General features: G+C 57.2%; 19 protein-coding genes. 11 read left to right on the top strand and 8 right to left on the bottom strand.

Features of this window, described 5'->3' with window-relative positions; all coding sequences use genetic code 11:
• Positions 1–99 precede the first annotated feature (99 nt).
• The 7 genes from EIEH_RS06890 (at position 100) to EIEH_RS06860 (ending at position 8,366) form a co-directional block, all read left to right on the top strand.
• Positions 100–2,097 carry a TonB-dependent hemoglobin/transferrin/lactoferrin family receptor gene (locus EIEH_RS06890; RefSeq protein ID WP_015871229.1) on the top strand — a complete coding sequence of 666 codons (1,998 nt, stop codon included), beginning with the start codon at positions 100–102 and terminating at the stop codon, positions 2,095–2,097.
• A 66-nt stretch (positions 2,098–2,163) separates the two neighbouring features.
• The gene (locus tag EIEH_RS06885) at positions 2,164–3,201 is read left to right on the top strand and encodes a hemin-degrading factor (protein ID WP_015871228.1); all 1,038 of its coding nucleotides are present in this window, start codon (positions 2,164–2,166) and stop codon (positions 3,199–3,201) included.
• Entirely contained in the window at positions 3,201–4,028 is an 828-nt protein-coding gene (locus tag EIEH_RS06880) for a heme/hemin ABC transporter substrate-binding protein (RefSeq protein ID WP_015871227.1), read from the top strand. The genes EIEH_RS06885 and EIEH_RS06880 overlap by 1 nt, the downstream gene beginning before the upstream one ends.
• Positions 4,025–5,026: a FecCD family ABC transporter permease gene (locus EIEH_RS06875; RefSeq protein ID WP_015871226.1), complete on the top strand. Its 1,002-nt coding sequence runs from the start codon at positions 4,025–4,027 to the stop codon at positions 5,024–5,026. Before EIEH_RS06880 ends, EIEH_RS06875 begins: the two co-directional genes overlap by 4 nt.
• Entirely contained in the window at positions 5,016–5,798 is a 783-nt protein-coding gene (locus EIEH_RS06870) for a heme ABC transporter ATP-binding protein (RefSeq protein ID WP_015871225.1), read from the top strand. The genes EIEH_RS06875 and EIEH_RS06870 overlap by 11 nt, the downstream gene beginning before the upstream one ends.
• A gap of 235 nt (positions 5,799–6,033) precedes the next feature.
• Positions 6,034–7,428: a purine-cytosine permease family protein gene (locus EIEH_RS06865; protein ID WP_015871224.1), complete on the top strand. Its 1,395-nt coding sequence runs from the start codon at positions 6,034–6,036 to the stop codon at positions 7,426–7,428.
• Positions 7,425–8,366 (top strand): PfkB family carbohydrate kinase, encoded by a 942-nt coding sequence (locus tag EIEH_RS06860; protein WP_015871223.1) that lies wholly within the window; start codon positions 7,425–7,427, stop codon positions 8,364–8,366. The genes EIEH_RS06865 and EIEH_RS06860 overlap by 4 nt, the downstream gene beginning before the upstream one ends.
• Positions 8,367–8,372: 6 nt before the next feature.
• On the opposite strand, the gene EIEH_RS06855 is transcribed toward EIEH_RS06860, so the two are convergent.
• The 3 genes from EIEH_RS06855 to EIEH_RS19265 all read right to left on the bottom strand — a co-directional run bounded on the left by EIEH_RS06855 (position 8,373) and on the right by EIEH_RS19265 (position 10,351).
• A complete protein-coding gene (locus tag EIEH_RS06855) occupies positions 8,373–9,386 on the bottom strand; it encodes a lipoate--protein ligase (RefSeq protein WP_015871222.1) in 1,014 nt (337 codons plus the stop codon).
• Positions 9,387–9,460: 74 nt separating this feature from the next.
• Positions 9,461–9,949 (bottom strand): NlpC/P60 family protein, encoded by a 489-nt coding sequence (locus EIEH_RS06850; RefSeq protein ID WP_015871221.1) that lies wholly within the window; start codon positions 9,947–9,949, stop codon positions 9,461–9,463.
• Positions 9,950–10,186: 237 nt separating this feature from the next.
• Entirely contained in the window at positions 10,187–10,351 is a 165-nt protein-coding gene (locus tag EIEH_RS19265) for a hypothetical protein (protein ID WP_160162446.1), read from the bottom strand.
• A 564-nt stretch (positions 10,352–10,915) separates the two neighbouring features.
• Between EIEH_RS19265 and EIEH_RS06840 the strand changes: the two genes are divergently transcribed.
• From EIEH_RS06840 to EIEH_RS06825, 4 genes are all read left to right on the top strand, one after another.
• Entirely contained in the window at positions 10,916–11,854 is a 939-nt protein-coding gene (locus tag EIEH_RS06840) for a cysteine synthase family protein (RefSeq protein WP_015871219.1), read from the top strand.
• A gap of 10 nt (positions 11,855–11,864) precedes the next feature.
• Positions 11,865–12,434, top strand: a complete 570-nt coding sequence (locus tag EIEH_RS06835) for a phosphoribosyltransferase family protein (RefSeq protein ID WP_081168280.1) — start codon at positions 11,865–11,867, stop codon at positions 12,432–12,434.
• A 66-nt stretch (positions 12,435–12,500) separates the two neighbouring features.
• A complete protein-coding gene (locus EIEH_RS06830) occupies positions 12,501–13,439 on the top strand; it encodes an EamA family transporter (RefSeq protein WP_015871217.1) in 939 nt (312 codons plus the stop codon).
• Positions 13,436–14,677, top strand: a complete 1,242-nt coding sequence (locus tag EIEH_RS06825; protein WP_015871216.1) for an ATP-grasp domain-containing protein — start codon at positions 13,436–13,438, stop codon at positions 14,675–14,677. The genes EIEH_RS06830 and EIEH_RS06825 overlap by 4 nt, the downstream gene beginning before the upstream one ends.
• Before the next feature lie 60 nt (positions 14,678–14,737).
• Here the strand turns inward: EIEH_RS06825 and btuD are convergent, their stop codons facing one another.
• The 5 genes from btuD to pheT form a co-directional block, all read right to left on the bottom strand.
• Positions 14,738–15,532 carry a vitamin B12 ABC transporter ATP-binding protein BtuD gene (gene btuD / locus EIEH_RS06820; protein ID WP_015871215.1) on the bottom strand — a complete coding sequence of 265 codons (795 nt, stop codon included), beginning with the start codon at positions 15,530–15,532 and terminating at the stop codon, positions 14,738–14,740.
• Positions 15,522–16,556 (bottom strand): vitamin B12 ABC transporter permease BtuC, encoded by a 1,035-nt coding sequence (gene btuC, locus EIEH_RS06815; RefSeq protein WP_035609110.1) that lies wholly within the window; start codon positions 16,554–16,556, stop codon positions 15,522–15,524. Before btuC ends, btuD begins: the two co-directional genes overlap by 11 nt.
• Entirely contained in the window at positions 16,537–16,740 is a 204-nt protein-coding gene (gene dsrB, locus EIEH_RS06810) for a protein DsrB (RefSeq protein ID WP_015871213.1), read from the bottom strand. The genes btuC and dsrB overlap by 20 nt, the downstream gene beginning before the upstream one ends.
• Before the next feature lie 89 nt (positions 16,741–16,829).
• Positions 16,830–17,126 (bottom strand): integration host factor subunit alpha, encoded by a 297-nt coding sequence (ihfA, locus tag EIEH_RS06805; protein ID WP_015871212.1) that lies wholly within the window; start codon positions 17,124–17,126, stop codon positions 16,830–16,832.
• A 4-nt stretch (positions 17,127–17,130) separates the two neighbouring features.
• The gene (gene pheT / locus EIEH_RS06800; RefSeq protein ID WP_015871211.1) at positions 17,131–19,518 is read right to left on the bottom strand and encodes a phenylalanine--tRNA ligase subunit beta; all 2,388 of its coding nucleotides are present in this window, start codon (positions 19,516–19,518) and stop codon (positions 17,131–17,133) included.
• Position 19,519 lies beyond the last annotated feature (1 nt).

Here is a 19,519-nt window from a genome sequence, read left to right as displayed (position 1 = left end):
CCTGATATTGTTTCGCCAGCCACCCAGTCCTCCGCATACCCGCGGTGTGGCAAGGCAGCCAGCAGTCCCAATGCCATATTACATTTGGAGTGTTGAGCCATGCCTACGCTTTTCTCCCCTTCCCTACGCCCGCTCACCCTGACCATCAGCAGCCTCTTGTTAACCCCAGCCCTGCTACAGGCTGCAGAGAACGGCGACAGCGTGACCGTTATCGCCACCGGAAACCAGCGCGACAGCTTCAGCGCTCCCATGATGGTCACCGTCATCGACCGGCAGGACCCAGTGGCCGCCAGCGCAGCGTCCGCGCCGGAAATGCTGCGTAATGTCCCGGGCCTGAACCTGAGCGGCGTCGGCCGCAGCAATGGCCAGGACATCACGCTGCGCGGCTACGATAACCGCGGCGTTCTGGTCCTGGTCGATGGCGTACGTCAGGGAACCGACACCGGTCATCTGAACGGGACGTTTCTCGATCCGGCACTCATCAAGCGGGTCGAGGTGGTACGCGGTCCCGGCGCCTTGCTGTATGGCAACGGCGCACTGGGTGGCGTTATCGCCTACCAGACCGTCGATGCTGCCGACCTGCTGCTGGCGGGGAAAAACAGCGGCTACCGCCTGTTTGCCAGCGGCGCTACCCAGGATCACAGTCTGGGCCTGGGCGCCAGCGCCTATGCCCGCAGCGATAGGCTGGACGGCCTGCTCTCCTTTAGCACCCGCCAGCGCGGCGACCTGCGCCTCGGCGGGGGGGAGCGCGCCGCCAACCGCGAAACCATCGGCAACCTGTTGGCCAAAGGCACCTGGCTCATCGACGGTGCCCAATCGCTGAACGCCAGCCTACGCTATTACGACAACGCCGCCCGTGAGCCCAAAAATCCGCAGGATATCCAGGCCAGCGCCAGCAATCTCATGACCCGTCGCGACACTATCCAGCGCGATCTGCAACTGGAGTACCGCCTCAAACCGATGGAGAATACCTGGCTCGATGCCAGCCTGCGGCCTTACTACTCCGACGTCCGGATTACCGCCACTCCCCAGGGAGAAAGCGAGGAAAGCCGAACCCAGCGAACCCTGGGGCTACGGGCAGAAAACCGCAGTCAACTGTGGAGCGAAGGCCCCGCCGCCCACCTGTTGACCTACGGCAGCGAAGCCTATGGACAAAGCCAGCGCCCGGGCGGCGGCGCCAGCACCTACCCCCAGGCGGATATCCGCTTTGCCTCGGGCTGGCTGCAGGATGAGATAACCCTGCGCGATCTGCCCGTCAGTCTGGTAGCCGGTACCCGCTACGATAACTACCGGGCCCATAACGACAGCTATGGCGACATCAACGCGGACAAATGGTCATCCCGAGCCGCGATCACCGTCACCCCGGCCGACTGGTTAATGTTGTTTACCAGCTACGCCCAGGCCTTCCGGGCACCGACCATCGGAGAGATTTACAACGACGCCCGCCACTTCAGTATCGGACCCTTTGTCAACTACTGGCGTCCCAACCCCAACCTGCGCCCGGAGAGCAACACCACCCAAGAGGCCGGCTTTGGGCTACGCTTCGACGATCTGCTGGCCGAGGGCGACAGCCTGCAGTTCAAGTCCAGCTACTTCGGCACCCGCGCCAGGAACTATATCGATACGCAGGTGGTCAACGACTTCGCCAAGCGCCAGTTCTATACCACCTCGATCAACGTTGACGATGTCAAACTGTGGGGCTGGGACGTCGCGCTGAACTACCACAGCGATCGGTTCAGCTGGGAGTCCGCCTATAACCGTACCCGCGGCAAAAATAACCAAAGCGGCGACTGGATTGCCAACGGGACGCCGGACACCCTCAGCAACCGGCTGGATATTCCGCTGGCCCACAGCGGCTTCTCCGTCGGCTGGGTCAGTACCTTTGCCGCTGCCTTCCACACCAACGACAGCCGGACACAGCCGCAGGCCGGCTATGGCGTCAATGACTTCTATGTCAGCTACCGCACCCCAGCGCTGGGCAACCAGTTCAGCGCCACCACCGTCCTGAGCAATGCGTTTGACAAGGCCTACTACGCGCCGAGCGGCGCGCTGCAGGATGGCCGCGGCGCCCGTCTGCTGCTCAGCTACCAGTGGTAGCGCGATTTTCACCCCGGGGCGCTAGCGCGCCCCGTTTTCACCTGCACCATAAAAAAGGATCTTTGCATGAGCCATGACCTGTATACCCGCTACATGAACGCCAGCCAGCAGCACCCACGCGCCTCTGCCCGCGATCTGGCGCAGATTTTGGGCGTCAGCGAGGGCGAGTTGACCCGGGCCCGCGTCGGCCACGACGCCGTCCGCCTGCACGCTGACGCCGCGGCCCTGCTGACGGCCTGCGCCGCGCTGGGCGAGGTTAACGCCATCACCCGCAACGGGTATGCCGTACATGAGCAGCTGGGGCGCTATGACAACGCGCACCTGAGCGGCCACAGCGGGCTGATCCTCAACCCACGGGCGCTGGATCTGCGCCTGTTTTTACAGCACTGGCACGCCGCCTTTGCCCTGCGTGAGCACAGTGCGCGCGGCGAGCGCTTTAGCCTGCAGTGCTTTGACCCGCAGGGTGATGCCGTACATAAAATCTATGCCACGCAGGAGAGCGATATGGCAGCCTGGCACGCGCTGGTTTCCCGCTTCACCGGTGACGGCAATCCGGCCTTCCCCGTGCTCTCCGCGCCCCCCTCTGCCGCCGCACCGGCGCTGGACGCAACCGCGCTGGAGCGCGAATGGCGCGCCATGACCGATGTACACCAGTTTTTTCCGCTGCTACAACGCCATGGCGTCAGCCGGCAGCAGGCCTTTGCCGCCGTCGCCGATGATCTGGCCTGCCGGGTGGGTAACGCCGCGCTGCAGCAGATCCTGACCCAGGCGCAGCGGTGTCAGAATGAGATCATGATCTTCGTCGGTAACCGTGGCTGCGTACAGATCTTCACCGGTGAAATCGCCAGGCTGACCCCGCAGGATCAATGGCTCAACGTCTTTAATCCGCGCTTTACCCTGCACCTGTCCGCCCCGGCCATCGCGGAGAGCTGGATCACCCGTAAACCGACCCGCGATGGCATGGTCAGCAGCCTGGAACTGTTCGCCGCCGACGGTACCCAGATAGCCCAGCTGTTCGGGCAGCGTACCGAAGGCGAGACGGAACAGACACAGTGGCGCGAGCAGCTGGCGGCCGTGACATCGCTGACGCAGGAGCCGGCATAATGGCTCGAATCACTCTGGCGATACTGCTGGCAGTGTGCAGCATCGGCGCCCGGGGCGGTGAACGGCTGATCACCATCGGCGGTGACGTGACGGAGATCGTGTTTGCCCTGGGGGCGGGCGATCAGGTTGTCGCCCGGGACAGCACCAGCACCCAGCCTGCCGCCGCCGCCGCACTGCCGGATGTAGGCTATATGCGCCAGCTCAACGCAGAGGGTATCCTCGCCCTGAAACCGACCCGGGTGCTCGCCAGCGATCAGGCCCAGCCGACCATCGCGCTGTCACAGATAAGTGAAGTGGGCGTCACCGTGGTACCGGTGGCCAGCGTCAACCGCCTGGAGGCCGTCAGCAATAAAATCCGCCGGCTGGCCAGCGCACTGGGGCGCGAAGCGCAGGGACAGGCGCTGATCGAGGACTACCAGCGACGTCTGGCCGCCATCCCGGGTTCCCCCCTCACTACCCGGGTGTTGTTTATCCTCAGCCACAGCGGCATGACACCGATGGCGGCCGGAGGCCAGACCGCCGCTGACGCCATCATCCGTGCAGCCGGGGGCAAGAACGCCATGCAGGGCTTTAACCGCTACCGGCCGCTCTCCCAGGAGGGGGTCATCGCCGCCCAGCCGGATCTGATCCTGATCAGCCGCGATGGCGCCAAGGCGCTGGGAAGTCCGGAGCGGGTATGGACGCTGCCCGGGATGGCGCAAACGCCGGCGGCGCGCGAAAAACGGGTACTGGTGCTTGACGACATGGTGCTGCTGGGCTTTACCCTCGGCACACCGGATGCGCTGGCCGCACTGCGTAGCGCGGCCGAACAGGCGCAGCGGCCATGATCCGCCGCTCTCCGCGTCTGACGCTGGCGTTGCTGTTGGGTCTATTGATGTTGATCACGCTGACCGCCGCCCACCTGGGCGCACTGCGCCTGTCGCCCGTCGCGCTGCTGCGCGACGGCGATCCCCTCCAGTGGCAGATCTGGCTCAACATCCGCCTGCCGCGGGTGCTTCTGGCAGTGGTGATCGGTATTGCGCTGGCCGTCTCCGGCACGATTATGCAGGGGCTGTTCCGCAACCCGCTGGCCGATCCCGCCCTGCTGGGGATCAGCAGCGGCGCGGCGCTGTGCGTGGCGCTGACCATCGTGCTCCCGCTGGCGCTCTCGCCGCTGCTGGCACTGTATACCCAAATGCTGGCGGCGTTTGGCGGTAGCCTGGCCATTTCGCTGCTGATTTATCTCCTCAGTCGCGGCGCACATGTGACACTGTCACGATTATTGCTCGCCGGCATCGCTATTAACGCCCTCTGTTTTGCCCTGGTCGGGGTGCTGAGCTACCTGAGCGACGATCAGCAGCTGCGCCAGTTCACCCTGTGGAGCATGGGAACCCTGTCGCGCAGTGAATGGCATACGCTGGGCGTCAGCGCCCTGCTGATCCTGCCGGCCAGCCTGTTCGCGCTCACGCTGGCCCAGCGCCTGAACCTGCTGCAGCTGGGCGATGAGGAGGCCCACTACCTCGGACTTGATGTGGCGCGCACCAAGCGCCAGCTCTTGCTTCTCAGCGCCGTCCTGGTCGGCAGCGCGGTGGCTGTCAGCGGCGTCATCGGCTTTATCGGCCTGGTGGTTCCCCACCTGTTCCGCCTGCGGCTCGGCGCCGATCACCGCTGGCTATTGCCCTGCTCGGCCTTGGGCGGTGCCTGCCTGCTGCTGCTGGCCGACACCCTGGCCCGCACCCTGGCGGCCCCGGCGGAAATACCGGTCGGGATGCTGACCAGCCTACTGGGCGGCCCCTATTTTCTCTGGCTGATACTGCGCTACCGGGAGGTAAGTCATGGCCAATAACCCCAGGTTACAGGCCGAGCGGCTCACCTACAGCGATCATGGCCGGACGTTAATCCACCAGGTGTCGCTGACCCTGCCCTGCACCGAGCTGGTGGTCATTATCGGCCCCAACGGGGCGGGAAAATCGACCCTGATGCGCCTGTTGGCGGGCTATTTACGCCCGGACAGCGGGCGCTGCACCCTACTGGGGAAGGAGCTGGCCGCGTGGCCTGCACAGCAGCTGGCGCAGCGGCGGGCGGTGATGCGCCAGCACAGCGCGCTGGCCTTTCCCTTTAGCGTACGCGAGGTGATCGCCATGGGGCGTGCACCCTGTCCCGAGGGGCAACAGCAGGCGCTGCAGGCGGTGATGCAGCAGAGCGGCTGTCTGGCGCTGGCGGATCGCGACTATCGCACACTCTCCGGCGGCGAGCAGCAGCGGGTACAGCTGGCGCGGGCGCTGGCCCAGCTGTGGCATCCCGCCCCCCAGCCGCGCTGGCTGTTTCTCGACGAGCCGACCTCTGCGCTCGATCTGTTTCACCAGCAGCACCTGCTGCGCCTGCTGCACGGGATGACCCGCCGCGAGCCGCTCTCGGTCTGCTGTATCCTACACGATCTCAATCTGGCCGCCCTGTATGCCGATCGCATCCTGCTATTGCATCAGGGGACGCTGGTCGCCAGCGGAACGCCGGAGCAGGTGCTGGACCCGGCGCTGCTGTCACACTGGTATCGGGCCGATCTGACGGCAGGACGCCATCCAGAGAACGGCGGCCCCCAGATCCACCTGCGGCGCTGAGGCAAGACAAACGTTTCTCCTGCCGGCGGGCGCTGTCCCGCCGTTTTCTCCGCGATAACGCATCAGCATGGCTTATCTATAACGGTTTTATATTGGCATCATAATGGTGTGTCAGTAGACTGTGCGCGAATGGATTTCTCTCCCTCCCGTGCGCAGCGCCGTCGTACGGCCGGGGATGATGCGACCCACCACGGTGTAAGCAGCACGAATCAATGACAAAGGAGTGAATTGAATAATGAGTGAAACCAACGCCAACCCAGCCTGGCAAGTAGAGAATATCGGTATCGATCGGGTACCCGAACCGGCGTGCCGCAGTACCCCCAGCGAACTGTTCTGGATCTGGTCTGCCGCCAATATCGGTATTTTGGGCGTGGTCTACGGCGCGATCATCGTCAGCTTTGGCCTCTCCTTTGTACAGGCGATCCTGGCCGCCCTGCTCGGGGTGATGAGTTTCTGCCTGGTCGGCTACTTCAGCTTTGCCGGTAAACGCGGCCGCACCTCTACCCTGACCCTCTCCCGCGCCATCTTCGGCATCCGCGGTAACATCGCCCCCACCCTGTTCAGCTGGATCAACCTGATGGGCTGGGAGGCGGTCAACATCATCACCGGAACCCTGACCCTGGCCGCGCTGCTGCAGGCCTGCGGCGTCCCGGGCGGACACGGTCTCACCCTGGTGTGCCTGGTGCTGTTTGCCGGCCTGGCCATCGCCGTCAGCCTGCTGGGACAGACGGCCGTCGCCGCCATCCAGCGCTGGTTTACCCGCATCTTCGGCACCATGACCCTGATCGTGGTCGGCTACATCCTGTTTACCACCCCCTGGCAAGCCGTACTGGCGATGCCCTCCGGCAGCTGGCTGACCGCCTTCCTACCGGCCGTGTCGGTGATCGCCGCCGGCACCGGTATCAGCTGGGCTATCGCCGGTGCCGACTACAGCCGCTACCAGTCCGCCAAGAGCAAAGAGAGCCACATCTTCGCCGCCGTCACCGGCGGCGCCGCGCTACCCCTGTGCCTGCTGATGCTGGCCGGGATCCTGCTCTCAGCCCGCCTGCCCGATCTGGCCGCGGCAGAAAACCCCATCGCCCTGATAGGCTCAGTGCTGCCGCGCTGGATGTCCATCCCCTATCTGTTGGCCGCCACGGCGGGCATCGTGACCATCGCCGTGCTCAGCCTCTACTCCGCCAGCCTGAACCTGCTGACCATCGGGGTTAAGATCCGCCAGATCTGGGCGGTAACGCTTGATGCCGCGATCGTACTGGGCATCGCCCTGTACATTCTGTTCGTCGCCGGCGACTTTATGGGGCCTTTCGTCGCCTTCCTGCTGTGCTGCGGCCTCTTCCTGGCCGCCTGGGAGGCCATCTTCCTTGTCGACTATGTCTGCCTGCGTCGCCATCAAGGCTATAGCGACAGCCAGCTTTTCGATCTGCACGGCGATAATGCCGGCGTACGCGTCGGCCCGCTGCTGTGCTGGCTGCTTGGCGCGCTCTGCGGGCTGATGGTGACCCGCACCGGCTTTATCGACGGCCCGCTGGCCATCGGCATCTTTGCCGACTCCAGCCTGGGGCTGTTCGTCGCCTTCCTGATCAGCCTGCTTAGCTACGCCCTGCTAATCAACATGAGTAAAAAAGCATGACAACGATGCGAACACCGCGCCCGGTCGCCGTCATCGGCGGCGCCGTCGGCGATCTGATCCTCAATCTGCCGCGTCTGCCGCTGCGGGGAGAGGACATGGAGGCCCAAGAAGGCGGGCGGACTATCGGCGGCTGTGCCTTCAACGTGGCGCGGGCGCTGTGCCGCATGGAGATCCCGGTCATCAACGGGATGCCGGTCGGCAACGGCCCCTGGGGCGCGCTGGCGGAACAGGCCATGACGGCGCTGGCGCTGCCGGTGCTGCTGCGTCACCCGCAGCAGGATAACGGCTGGTGTCTGGCCTGCGTTGAAGCCGATGGAGAGCGTACGTTTATCAGCGTCAGCGGCTGCGAGACACAGTGGTCTGCGCCCCTGCTGGCGCAGATAGCGCTGCCCGCCGGGGCGCTGGTTTACCTCAGTGGCTATGAGCTGGCGGGAGACGGGGGTCAGGCGCTGTGCGAATGGATGTATGCTTTGCCACCCGGTTGCACCCTGCTGCTGGATCCCGGGCCTCGCCTGCCCCATCTGCCGGAGACGCTGTGGCAGCGGCTCCCCGCGGGCAGCCTGCTGACCCTAAACCGCGATGAAATCACGCAGCTGTGCGGCGAGGGCGACCCGGTCATAGCCGCGTCGGCGTTTGCCGTCCAACGCGGGATCCATCTGATCTGCCGCCTCGACGCCCACGGCGCCTGGCTGTGCGCCAGCGATGGCCGCCAGCGGCACCTGCCCGCCTACCCGATAACGTTAGCCGATACCATTGGCGCCGGGGATGCCCACTGCGGCGGCGTGCTGGCAGGGCTCGCCCTCGGCCTGGCGCTGGAGGAGGCCATCGATCTCGGCAATCAGGTCGCCGCCTGCGTGGTCAGCCAGCCCGGCCCCGACGGTGCGCCGACCCGCGCGCAGCTGAAGGCGCGCTTTCCCCAGGCGCACACGCGCCTGTAGCCAGCCCTAGGCCAGCTGGCGGCGCAGCCATGCCGCCAGCTGGGGTATCATCCTCCCTGTCGTATCATCTCCTCCCTGCGCCAACACCCGCTGGGATACCGCCTCTCCCTGATAGGGACAGCCCGCCAGTGCGACGGTCAGCGCCTCAAGCGGCGCCGGCGTCAACGCATCGCTGAACAGACGGGCACGGACGATCGTCCCCCGCGCCACCTCGCAGTGCAGCTCCACGCCGCCCCAGTCAAAACGCGTCTCCATCACATGGCTAAAGTCGGGCGCCTGGCCATAGTTCCACGCCCAGCTGCTCTGGCGCTGAAACTGCTGTGCAAAGCCGGGCAGATCCGGAAGATGCTGCAGCGAGATATGCTGCGGTGCGACCCGCTGCCCGTAATGGGTAAAAAAGGCTTCGACGATGGCATTGCACAGACGCGTATGATTGATGTCCGCAACCCACTCCGACAGATTGGCGACGCGCGCGCGCACTGAGGCAATGCCCTTAGCCTGCAGCTTCTTCAGGTCGGGGTTCAGATAGTCGGCCAGACGGCCCAGATTGGCATTCAGCAGCAGGGTTCCGTGATGAAAACCGCGATCCTGGGTCTCGCGGTAGGCCGAACCGGAAATTTTGCGCCTTCCCTGCGGGGTATCCAACTCCAGATCGTTGCGCCCGCTGGCCTGGACATCCATTCCCAGCCCTGCCAGCGCAGCAAGAATGATGCCTGTGGAGACCTGCTTATCATAGCCGGGCTTACCGGCCATAAAGGTAAAACAGCTGTTGCCCAGATCGTGAAACACTGCGCCACCGCCGCTGCTACGCCGGGCCAGTTTAACGCCGTCCTGCGCCATGCGACGGGTATTGCACTCGCGCCAGGGATTTTGTGCGCGGCCAATCACCACCGTATCGACATTACGCCACAAGAAAAGAACCCGCTGTGCGGGATCCATCTGGCGGAAGATGCACTCTTCCACCGCCAGATTGAACCAGGGATCGTGAGAATCGGAGATAAAAAGCGATAACGGCGTCATAACCATGCCTTTTTACTGAGCTAAAGTCATGATGATAGCACTGCCACTGCGCAGATAAGAGCCCGCAGCGGAGGCTATAGACGCCGGGCCTGCCAGTAGGCATTACGCCAGTAGACGTTGTTCAGCGACGATCGCGTTACCCCTTGCGAGGTCGACGCGTGGATAAACGTATCATTGGTATCATAAATACCGACATGCAGACCGTTATCACCGCTTCCGGTGCGGAAAAACACCAGATCGCCGGGTAACAGATCGTCCCGCGATACCCGGGTACCCAGCGAGGTTTGCTCCTGTGTCGTCCGCGGCAGCTGAATGGCAAAGCGATCGCGGAAGGTTCGGTACACAAAGCCGGAGCAGTCAACACCGCTACGCGCCATTCCGCCATAGCGATATGGCGAACCATGCCACTGCTGCAGTTGATCATTGAGTTGCGCTACCACCACTATCGGGTCTGCCAGACGGCCAGATGGTGGCGGTGCACGGTGTTTGCTGCTACATCCTGCCAGAATCAGTGCAACGCTACACCATGCACAATAGCGGTATACGGATGCCAATCGTCTCATCTCCCTTATGCCTCAATGATGCGCTAGCGTCTATAACGGCGCCTGCTGGCGCACTCTCCCTGATGTTATCAGCCATACTACGCACAGCCTTAATCAATAAATAATGGGGAAACACATGCTGAGGTCAAGTTTTTTATGCGTCATGGGATAAAACCTGAGGTTTAGCTCATCAAAGCAACAAAATACTGAGTTAACGAACGGCAGAGATACCCGCGGCGCGGGCTATTTATTCCTGTACTACCAACACCGCAGCGCAGGCCCATAGCATCCATAGCGTCCATAGCGTCCATAGCGTCCATAGCGTCCATAGCGTCCATAGCGTCCATAGCGTCCATAGCGTCCATAGCGTCCATAGCGTCCATAGCGTCCATAGCGTATAACGCTACGCCGTGTTGCCCGCACTGCCAACGCATATAGCCATTTTCACCCCTATTCGCTCATTGCATTATATTGCCATGTCCTACGGCCTGATACATGAACAATATGAATAACCACCGGTGACACTCAAGTACCATTGCGGTTATGACTACAGAACAAAGGCAGATATTATAAATTACATCAATACATTCATCTAATTTAATCTGGTTGGCGCCCGACCACCGCTTATGCTTACATCAAGAAACGGCAACGGCGCCCTCCGCACCAAGAGCCAATGTAACAATATGAACACCAAGGTTAACATAATAATTAAATATGATTTTGCAACAAGAAATCTAAACACACTAATTAAACAATGACACAGTAGATTATTCCCTATGGTACGAAATGCACAGGTAATACTATAGAAATTAACCCATCCAACAAGAAAATACCCTATCGCAAGCAGAATCATCGCGTAAAACACCCCCCTCAGACGCTGCTCACCAAGCATCCCTCATGCAATAAAATCGCTCTACACTTATTGATTTACCATCAAAACAAGCGTATTAAAAACAAACAGATTAATAAATTTAAAAGGTGTAAGAAATGGATGTCGAACAGATCGGAAACACCGAACTTATTGAACTAACAAATATATCAAGCAATGGAAATAGATTATTTGTAAAGTGTGAATACAAGAACCCCACAGGGAGCCATAAAGATCGCACATTTCTACATATAATAGAATCACTTGAGCTGCATGGTAAAATTTCTCCCGGCATGACACTGATAGATTGCTCAACGGGAAACGGTGGCGCTGCACTAGCATGGATTGGGCAACAGAAAGGATACAATGTTGTTATATTTATGCCAGAAGGCATGACGAGAGAACGAATTCAACAAATAAAAAGCTTTGGTGCGGAAATCATTGAAACACCAAAGGAAAAATTCCTGAATGGCTCTGATGATGAAGCAATTGCATACGCTAAAGTCAATAAAAATTCATTCTATATAAACCAGTCAGAGAATATATTAAACATGGAGTCATGGTATGAGTGCGGACGCGAAATAATTAAACAGCTAGCATCAAAAAATATAAATCCGGATTATTTTATTTGCTCGATAGGAACAGGTGGAACATTTTCAGGAATATCAAAAATATTAAAAGAAGAATTCCCAAAACTCAAGTCAATTGGCATTGAGGTTGATAAATCATCACCTATCCACGCAAAGATAAATAAAAAGATTTTCACGCATCGCCCACATAATATGATGGGTCTAGGCGCGGGAAAGATATCAGGTAATACAAAAATAGATCTAATAGACGAAATAAAAGTCATTAGTGGAGAACACGCATGGGCGCGAATGCGGAGGTTCATAAAAACAAACAATAAAGAAATCGGCCCAACTTGCGGCGCCAACATTTTAATAAGTGAAGAGATCATGAGGAGCGTATCCAATAAAGTAATCATAACAATTTTCTTCGACAGCTCATGGAAATATAAGAGCCGATGGAATGGCATATATCCAGAATATAATATGTAAAATGGAGATCATCATGCTTCTTGAGGAAATTTATACGAATGCTAAAGTTGTTAAATCAGGCCGTATGTTAACAACCGTTAATGAATTTAGCGACCAGTTACCAGCACTTAGACCTATTGTTTTAATTGAGATAGCTTATCAAGTTATTAAATATATAAATATTAGCTTTGATAAAATCGTCACCGAGGAGGATAAAGGTGCGCCATTAGCTACTACGATATCTCTGTTGACTGGAAAACCTCTTGCAATGGCTCGCTGGTATCCATATAGCCTCAATGAATATAATAAAAATGTTGTAAAAATTTCCTCAGAGTACTTTGATGGAAATATATATCTAAATGGCATAAATAAAAATGATAGGGTGGTTATTATTGATGATACAATAAGCACTGGCGGCACAGTTATTTCTTTAATAAAAGCAATAGAAAATGCTGGAGGTATAGTGGAGAGAGTAATATGTGTTGTCGAAAAATCGCAAAACAATGGAAGAATCAACGTAAAAGAGGAAACAGGTCATGATATTATATCGATAGTAAAAATAAAGATTGATGATAATAAAGTAACCATTATCGATAACTAAGAATAATAGCACCATCATGGACATTATACTGAAATCGCATGGATACTTTTATCAAAGGATAATCCAATGAGCACCAACGCAGCATTTTCCGGCGTTAGTTTAGGGGTCGTTTTTTGCATGATTAGTGCGGGATTCGATGTCTATGTAGCCAATGTTATTCAAGAGGTCAATCCGGCAATTTTCATTATCTACTGTTTTATTCTGTCAACCCTGGTTTTCAGCATCATCTCCAGCGTAAAAAAAGGATCGCGGTATTACTTCATTAAAGCGAAGGCGAATTTTGGCAACCTATTTTTAGTAAATTCCGCCGTTCTATTAAACTGGGGGGGGCTGATACTATCATTGAAATACCTTGAGCCAGCAGTCGTGGGCATTGCATCGGTTGCTTGTGGTCCAGCTCTGACACTCATCATTTCACGTTATATTATTAAAGACACATCCCACCCTACAAAATATGAAGGATATGCAGCCTGGGTGATATTGACAAGTGTCGTTGTTATGCTGGTTAACTCCTATGTTGGGAAAAGTGGCGTTACAGATACAACGACAACAGAAAGAATCATTGGTATATCCTGTGTCGTCCTTAGTGCAATAGGAACAGTATTGTATACTTTTTTTTCTAAAAGACTAAGCACGGGGGACTGGAAGACCTATGAAATATTAGGTGTGCGTAACATATTAATGTTACTGGTCACGCTATTTTATATGTTCTCCTATGAGATATCTTTTTTATTAAATAAAGAAATGCTGCTAATTATCCTGAGCCTTTCTATTATTGGGCACATACTACCTGTGTTTCTCATCCAAAGCAGCATTGCAACATTGGACCCAATACATGTATCATTAATCCTACTGTTGCTGCCTATATTTACTTTACTCTTTCAGTTTTTTGATCCACGTATCCATATATCATCTGAAACTTTCATTACAGTTATTATGATAACGTTTCTACTCATCATTTTAAGCATCGTAAAACTACAAAAAATCGATAAGGATGAAAGATGAAAAAAATCGCAATAGTTGATGGGTTTTCATCTGGAAAATTCATAGCCAAAGAGTTACACAATATGCAATGCAAGCTCATACATATATCATCCAGTGATAAGCTAGATAGCTATTATTATAATAGCTTCGACTATAGCATTTACCAAGAAAATATTATACATAGCGATCTTTCCCATACGCTAGATTTTATCTCTAAGTTTGGTGCGGAGTGTATTATTGCCGGTGCAGAAAGTGGCGTCCTGCTCGCTGACAAGCTAAATCACACGTTAAATCTCGCCTACAGTAACGAATATGCCAAAACACATGCGCGCCGTAATAAGTTTATTATGCTGGAGGTATTAAGAGAGCATGGACTATGGCCAGCCAAGCAGTGCATACTCTCGCGATGGGACGAGATCCTGACTTGGCTGGAAGATCAGCCCTACCCTGTGGTACTTAAGCCCATTGATAGCGCCGGCTCTGACGGTGTATTTATTTGCCACTCTCAGGATGAGGTGCGCCATGCTTTTAGCACCCTATCCAATAAGGTAAACAAACTTAACCTTATAAATAAAACGATCCTATGCCAAGAATTCCTTCACGGAACAGAGTATGTCGTCAACTTCGTATCTCTGGGGGGGCATATCCTGGTTAGCGAGGTCGTAAAATATCATAAAAAGAGGCTTGCCAGTGGCAACATCGTTTATGATATCGATGAGCTCATTGACTACAGTGCTCCTGAGTTTAATCAATTAGTTAATTATGTAAAAAAGGTCTGTCAATGCTTAGGTATTCAGCATGGCCCAAGTCATGCTGAGGTGATGCTGACTGCAAGTGGCCCCTGCCTGGTCGAAATAGCGGCAAGAAGCGATGGTATTCTACGTCCAGATGTCTCGTATCTCACTACCGGTATAGGGCAAATACTCGCTAGCGCAGTTTCCATTGTGGCACCGGATAAATTTGCACGCCTGGTGGAAAAGCCATTCTATCATTTAAAAAATCATACTTTTAATGTCGGTTTAATCAATGATAAAGAAGCAGTTTTTACCTCGTCAAAACTGCTTGTACAGCTTAAACAATTGGCTTCATTTCATCGGGCAGAGTTTTACGTTGATGAGCTAAAGAGCATACAACAAACCACCGATGTATTTAGTCAACCAGGGACAATCTATTTAATCAGTAAGGACAAAGCACAGCTGTGGAAAGATTACGCAGCTATCCGGCATCTAGAAAATACAGGGATTTATCATGTCACATGATCGTTTTTCATACGCTGATGATATGGTGGCAGCTATCAGTGTGGATATGCTTATTGGGCTTCATTTTCCCGATGCGCTTTCAGGCTGTTCATCATTGTGATAATAGAGCCAGTCACGGTCGCCGCCGCGGATACGGCGAAAAGGTACGCCAAACAACGTACTCAGGGCCGCCACCTGCATCACGGCCTGCGCCGTGCCCTGCGCCATCACCTGCCCCTGGCTAAGCATCCAGACATCGTCGGCATGGAATAGCGTGTGATTAAGATCGTGCGCACTGGCAATCACAGTAACCCCAGCAGCGCACAGTTCACTCAGCAGGCCATCCAATGCGGCCTGCTGCCGGATATCCAGGCTGCTCATCGGCTCATCCAGCAGCAGCAGATACCCCTGCGGATTTAAGGTCGGCCAAATTTGCAATAGCACAGCCGCCAGCCGTACCCGCTGCCACTCACCACCGGACAAATGGCTCATCGGCCGACTCAGTTTGTCACTGAGCCCCAGACACTCACTCAGCATCGCCAGAACGGTATCGACCCCCGAGATAGGGGCAGTACGCGGCGCATGTAGTCCCAGATAAGCAAATACAGGCATAAGCCCGGTCGGTAGCTGTTGCTGTAGCAGACACGCGCGCCAACGCGCCTGCTGTGCGGGAGTCTGGCACAGCAGCGGCCGCCCCGCCAGCCATACCTCGCCTTCCCCGCTCAATAAACCGGCTAACCGCAGCAACAGTGTGCTTTTACCCGCACCGTTCGGGCCGATGATATGCACCAACCGTCCGCGCGCCACCAACGCACTCAGGGGCGCCAACCGGCCGGAAACTGCCACACCATCGATACGCAGCCCATTATCGTACATTGATTCCCCCTGATGAGCGCCGCAGTAGCATCCAGATAAACAGCGGTGCACCAATTGATGAGGTCACCACCCCGATCGGCAACTCGGCAGAAAACAGTGCGATCCGCGCCACGACGTCCGCCAGCAGCAGCATCGAGGCGCCCGCCAGCGCGCAGCCCGGAAGCAGCATTCTGTGCTGGGTGATGCCCCACAGGCGCAGCATATGGGGCACCACCAGGCCGACAAAGCCGATCACACCGGCCAGCGCGACGCTCACCCCGACCAGCCAGCCGATAGCCAGCACCAGCAGGCTACGCCAGTGGGTCATGCCCAGCCCCAGCTGACGGGCAGGCAGCTCCCCCAGCGCCATCAGATTCAGAATATCACCACGAGTCAGCAGCCACAGCAGCACCGGCAGCAGCGCGCCCATCAGCCACCCCTGACGCCAGTCGATGCCGCTGAAGCCGCCCATCAACCAGTAGAGCAGCTGGCGCAGATCCAGGCTGCTGCTAAAGTAGACCGCCCAGGTCATGGCGGCGCTGCAGGCGATCCCCAGCGCGACGCCGATCAGCAGCAGCCGGGCGTTGTTCAACCGCCCACGGCGGGCAAACAGCATCAACAACAGGGTAATAGTCAACGCGCCGACGATGGCCAGCGCGCTGAGCAGCCACATCGGCATCAAATTCTGCCCCAGCAGCACCGCGATCACCAAGGCCACGCCGGCACCGTTAGAGACGCCCAGCAGCCCCGGCTCGGCCAGGGTATTGTCAAACAACGCCTGCATCACTGCCCCGCTAACCGCCAGCGCCGCGCCGACCGCCATCACCGCCAGCACCCGTGGCAGACGCAGCTGCCCGACGAACAACTGCCCGTCGGGGGTGAACCATTGCGTTGGCCACAGCCAGATATCACCAGCGCTCAACCCCAGCATTAGCGCCGCCAGCAGCAGCAGTGCCAGCAACGTCAAGCAGCGACGGTCCCGCCGCCGCTGGCGTTGGATCAGACCGCTGAAGGTGGGCACTGCGTCAGGCTGACACATCGTCATCATACGGCTCAACAAAGATACCCTGCGCACAGCCGGCCTCATTAAAGAACCAGATACCCTGGGGATAGTCATCCAGGGCGACCAAATACATGGTGCCTTCGCTGAAGGTCTCCAGCGCCAGAATGCGCCCGATCCGGCGCGGACCGCCGTCCGTTTTGACACTGACCCGATCGTTTACCTGCATAGTTAATGCCTCAGTCTCTCGCCCGTAAAAGCGCTGAACAGTACAAGAAAAAGGCCACCCAAGGGCGGCCTTTTGTCCTGTCTGCCTGATTAATCCTTGGGTGTTGCGTTTTCGACCCGGCACTTTAACTTCTGTCCCGGACGAAATGTCACAACACGGCGCGCCGTAATCGGGATATCTTCCCCGGTTTTCGGGTTGCGCCCCGGCCTCTGGTTCTTGTCGCGCAGATCAAAGTTTCCGAAACCGGACAGTTTGACCTGCTCGCCATTTTCCAGCGCGCGGCGTATCTCTTCGAAAAACAGCTCGACGAGGTCTTTGGCGTCCCGTTTGCTCAGCCCAAGCTTTTCAAACAGGTGTTCAGACATTTCAGCTTTTGTAAGCGCCATAGATTCAATCCCTCAAGGATGCTTGGAATCGCTGTTTTAACGCCTCTACGCATTTTGCGACGGTAGCGGCAATTTCCACTTCTTCCAGTGTACGCGTGGTATCCTGCAACACCAGACTGATCGCGAGGCTCTTATGACCCTCTGCAACCCCCTTACCACAATACACGTCAAATAAGTTTACGCCAACTACCTGATTTGCGCCAACTTTCTTACACTCAGCCAAAACATCTTCCGCCGACACATTTTCAGCCACCACAACCGCGATATCACGGCGGTTCGCGGGATAGCGGGAGATCTCGCGCGCCTGTGGAATCAGACGCTCTGCCAGAGCACTCCAGCACACCTCAAACACGACTGTACGACCGTTGAGATCCAGCTTACGCTCCAGCTCCGGATGTACCACGCCAATGAAACCAATTCGCTCGCCATGCAGATACAGCGCGGCGCTCTGCCCCGGATGCAGGGCATCGTGGGCTTCGGCGCGGAACTGCACCGCGTCCAGTTTACCGGTCAGCTCCAGCACCGCCTCCAGGTCGCCCTTCAGATCGTAGAAATCGACGGCCTGGCGCTCGATGCCCCAGTGCTCTTCGTCGCGATGACCGGCGATCACCCCGGCCAGCATCACGTCCTGGCGGATCCCCAGATTCGCCCCCTCGTCCGGAACAAAGCGCAGGCCGCTTTCAAACAGACGCACCCGTGACTGCTGGCGGTTCTGGTTATATACCACGGCGCCCAGCAGACCGGTCCACAGCGACAGGCGCATGGCGGACATATCAACGGAGATCGGGTTTGGCAGGATCAGCGCCTGCTGCTGCGGGTGCAACAGCGCCTGTACTTTTGGATCGACAAAGCTGTAGGTGATAGCCTCTTGGTAGCCACGATCGACCAGCAGGGTCTTGACCCGCTTCAGGGGCAGATTCGCCTCACGGTGTGCGGTCATCACCAGATCAGCACGCAGTGGCACATCCGGAATATTGTTATAACCGTAGACACGCGCCACCTCTTCGATCAGATCCTCTTCAATGGCCATGTCAAAACGCCAGCTCGGCGCGACAGCCTGCCATCCGCCATCCACTGCCGTTACCTGGCAGCCCAGACGCTGCAGAATATCCAGCACCTGCACATCATCGATATGATGGCCGATCAGACGATCCAGTTTGCTGCGCTGCAGCACAATGTTGGCCGGCTGCGGTAGGTAGGCATCGTTGGTCACATCCATAACCGGACCGGCCTGGCCGCCGCACAGCGCCAGCAGCAGCTCGGTAGCGCGCTCCATGGCACGCTGCTGCAGCTGCGGATCGACGCCGCGCTCATAGCGATGCGACGCGTCGGTGTGCAACCCATAGCGACGGGCGCGGCCGGTAATCGCCAGCGGGTTAAAATAGGCGCACTCCAGCAGCACGTCTCGGGTTTCCGCGTTAACACCGGAATGTTCACCGCCAAAAATGCCGCCCAACGCCAGCGCCTGCTGATGGTCGGCAATGACCAGCGTATCGCTACCCAGCGTCGCCTGGCTGCCATCCAGCAGCGTCAGGGTCTCCCCATCACGGGCCATACGTACCACGATCCCACCCTGCAGGCGGTTGAGATCGAAGGCGTGCATCGGCTGCCCCAACTCCAGCAGAACGTAATTGGTCACGTCCACCACCGGATCGATGGATCGAATGCCGCAGCGACGCAGCTTTTCACTCATCCACAACGGCGTCTTCGCCGCGACGTCGATGCCGCGCACCACGCGGCCAAGGTAACGCGGGCAGGCCTCTGGCGCCTCAACGGCGATCGGGAAGCGCTCATCGATGCTGGCCGCTACCGGCGCCGCTTGCGGCATATTCAGCGGCAGGCGGTTAAGCACCGCGACATCGCGGGCAACGCCCAGAATACCGAGGCAATCGGCCCGGTTAGGGGTCACACTGATTTCGATCGCGTTGTCATTCAGCTGCAGATACTCCCGCAGATCACAGCCGATCGGCGCATCCTGCGGCAGTTCGATGATACCGCTGTGATCCTCACAGATACCCAGCTCAGAGAAAGAGCACAGCATCCCTTCGGAGGGTTCGCCGCGCAGCTTAGCCGCTTTGATTTTGAAATCGCCCGGCAGAACAGCTCCGATAGTAGCAACGGCCACACGCAGTCCCTGACGGCAGTTCGGCGCACCGCAGACGATATCCAGCAAGCGCTCGCCGCCGACGCTGACCTTGGTGACCCGTAGCTTATCGGCATTGGGATGTTGATGGCACTCGACCACCTCACCGACCACCACACCATGGAAAGCGCCGGCAACCGGCTCTACGCCATCCACTTCCAGGCCAGCCATGGTAATTTGTTCGGACAATGCATCGCTGCTGATGGCAGGATTTACCCACTCGCGCAACCAAAGTTCACTGAATTTCATG

It is taken from the genome of Edwardsiella ictaluri ATCC 33202, assembly GCF_000264785.1.
GTDB classification, from domain to species: domain Bacteria; phylum Pseudomonadota; class Gammaproteobacteria; order Enterobacterales; family Enterobacteriaceae; genus Edwardsiella; species Edwardsiella ictaluri.
The sequence above is the reverse complement of the archived record's forward strand: the minus strand, read 5'-3'. Positions and strand labels throughout refer to the sequence as shown.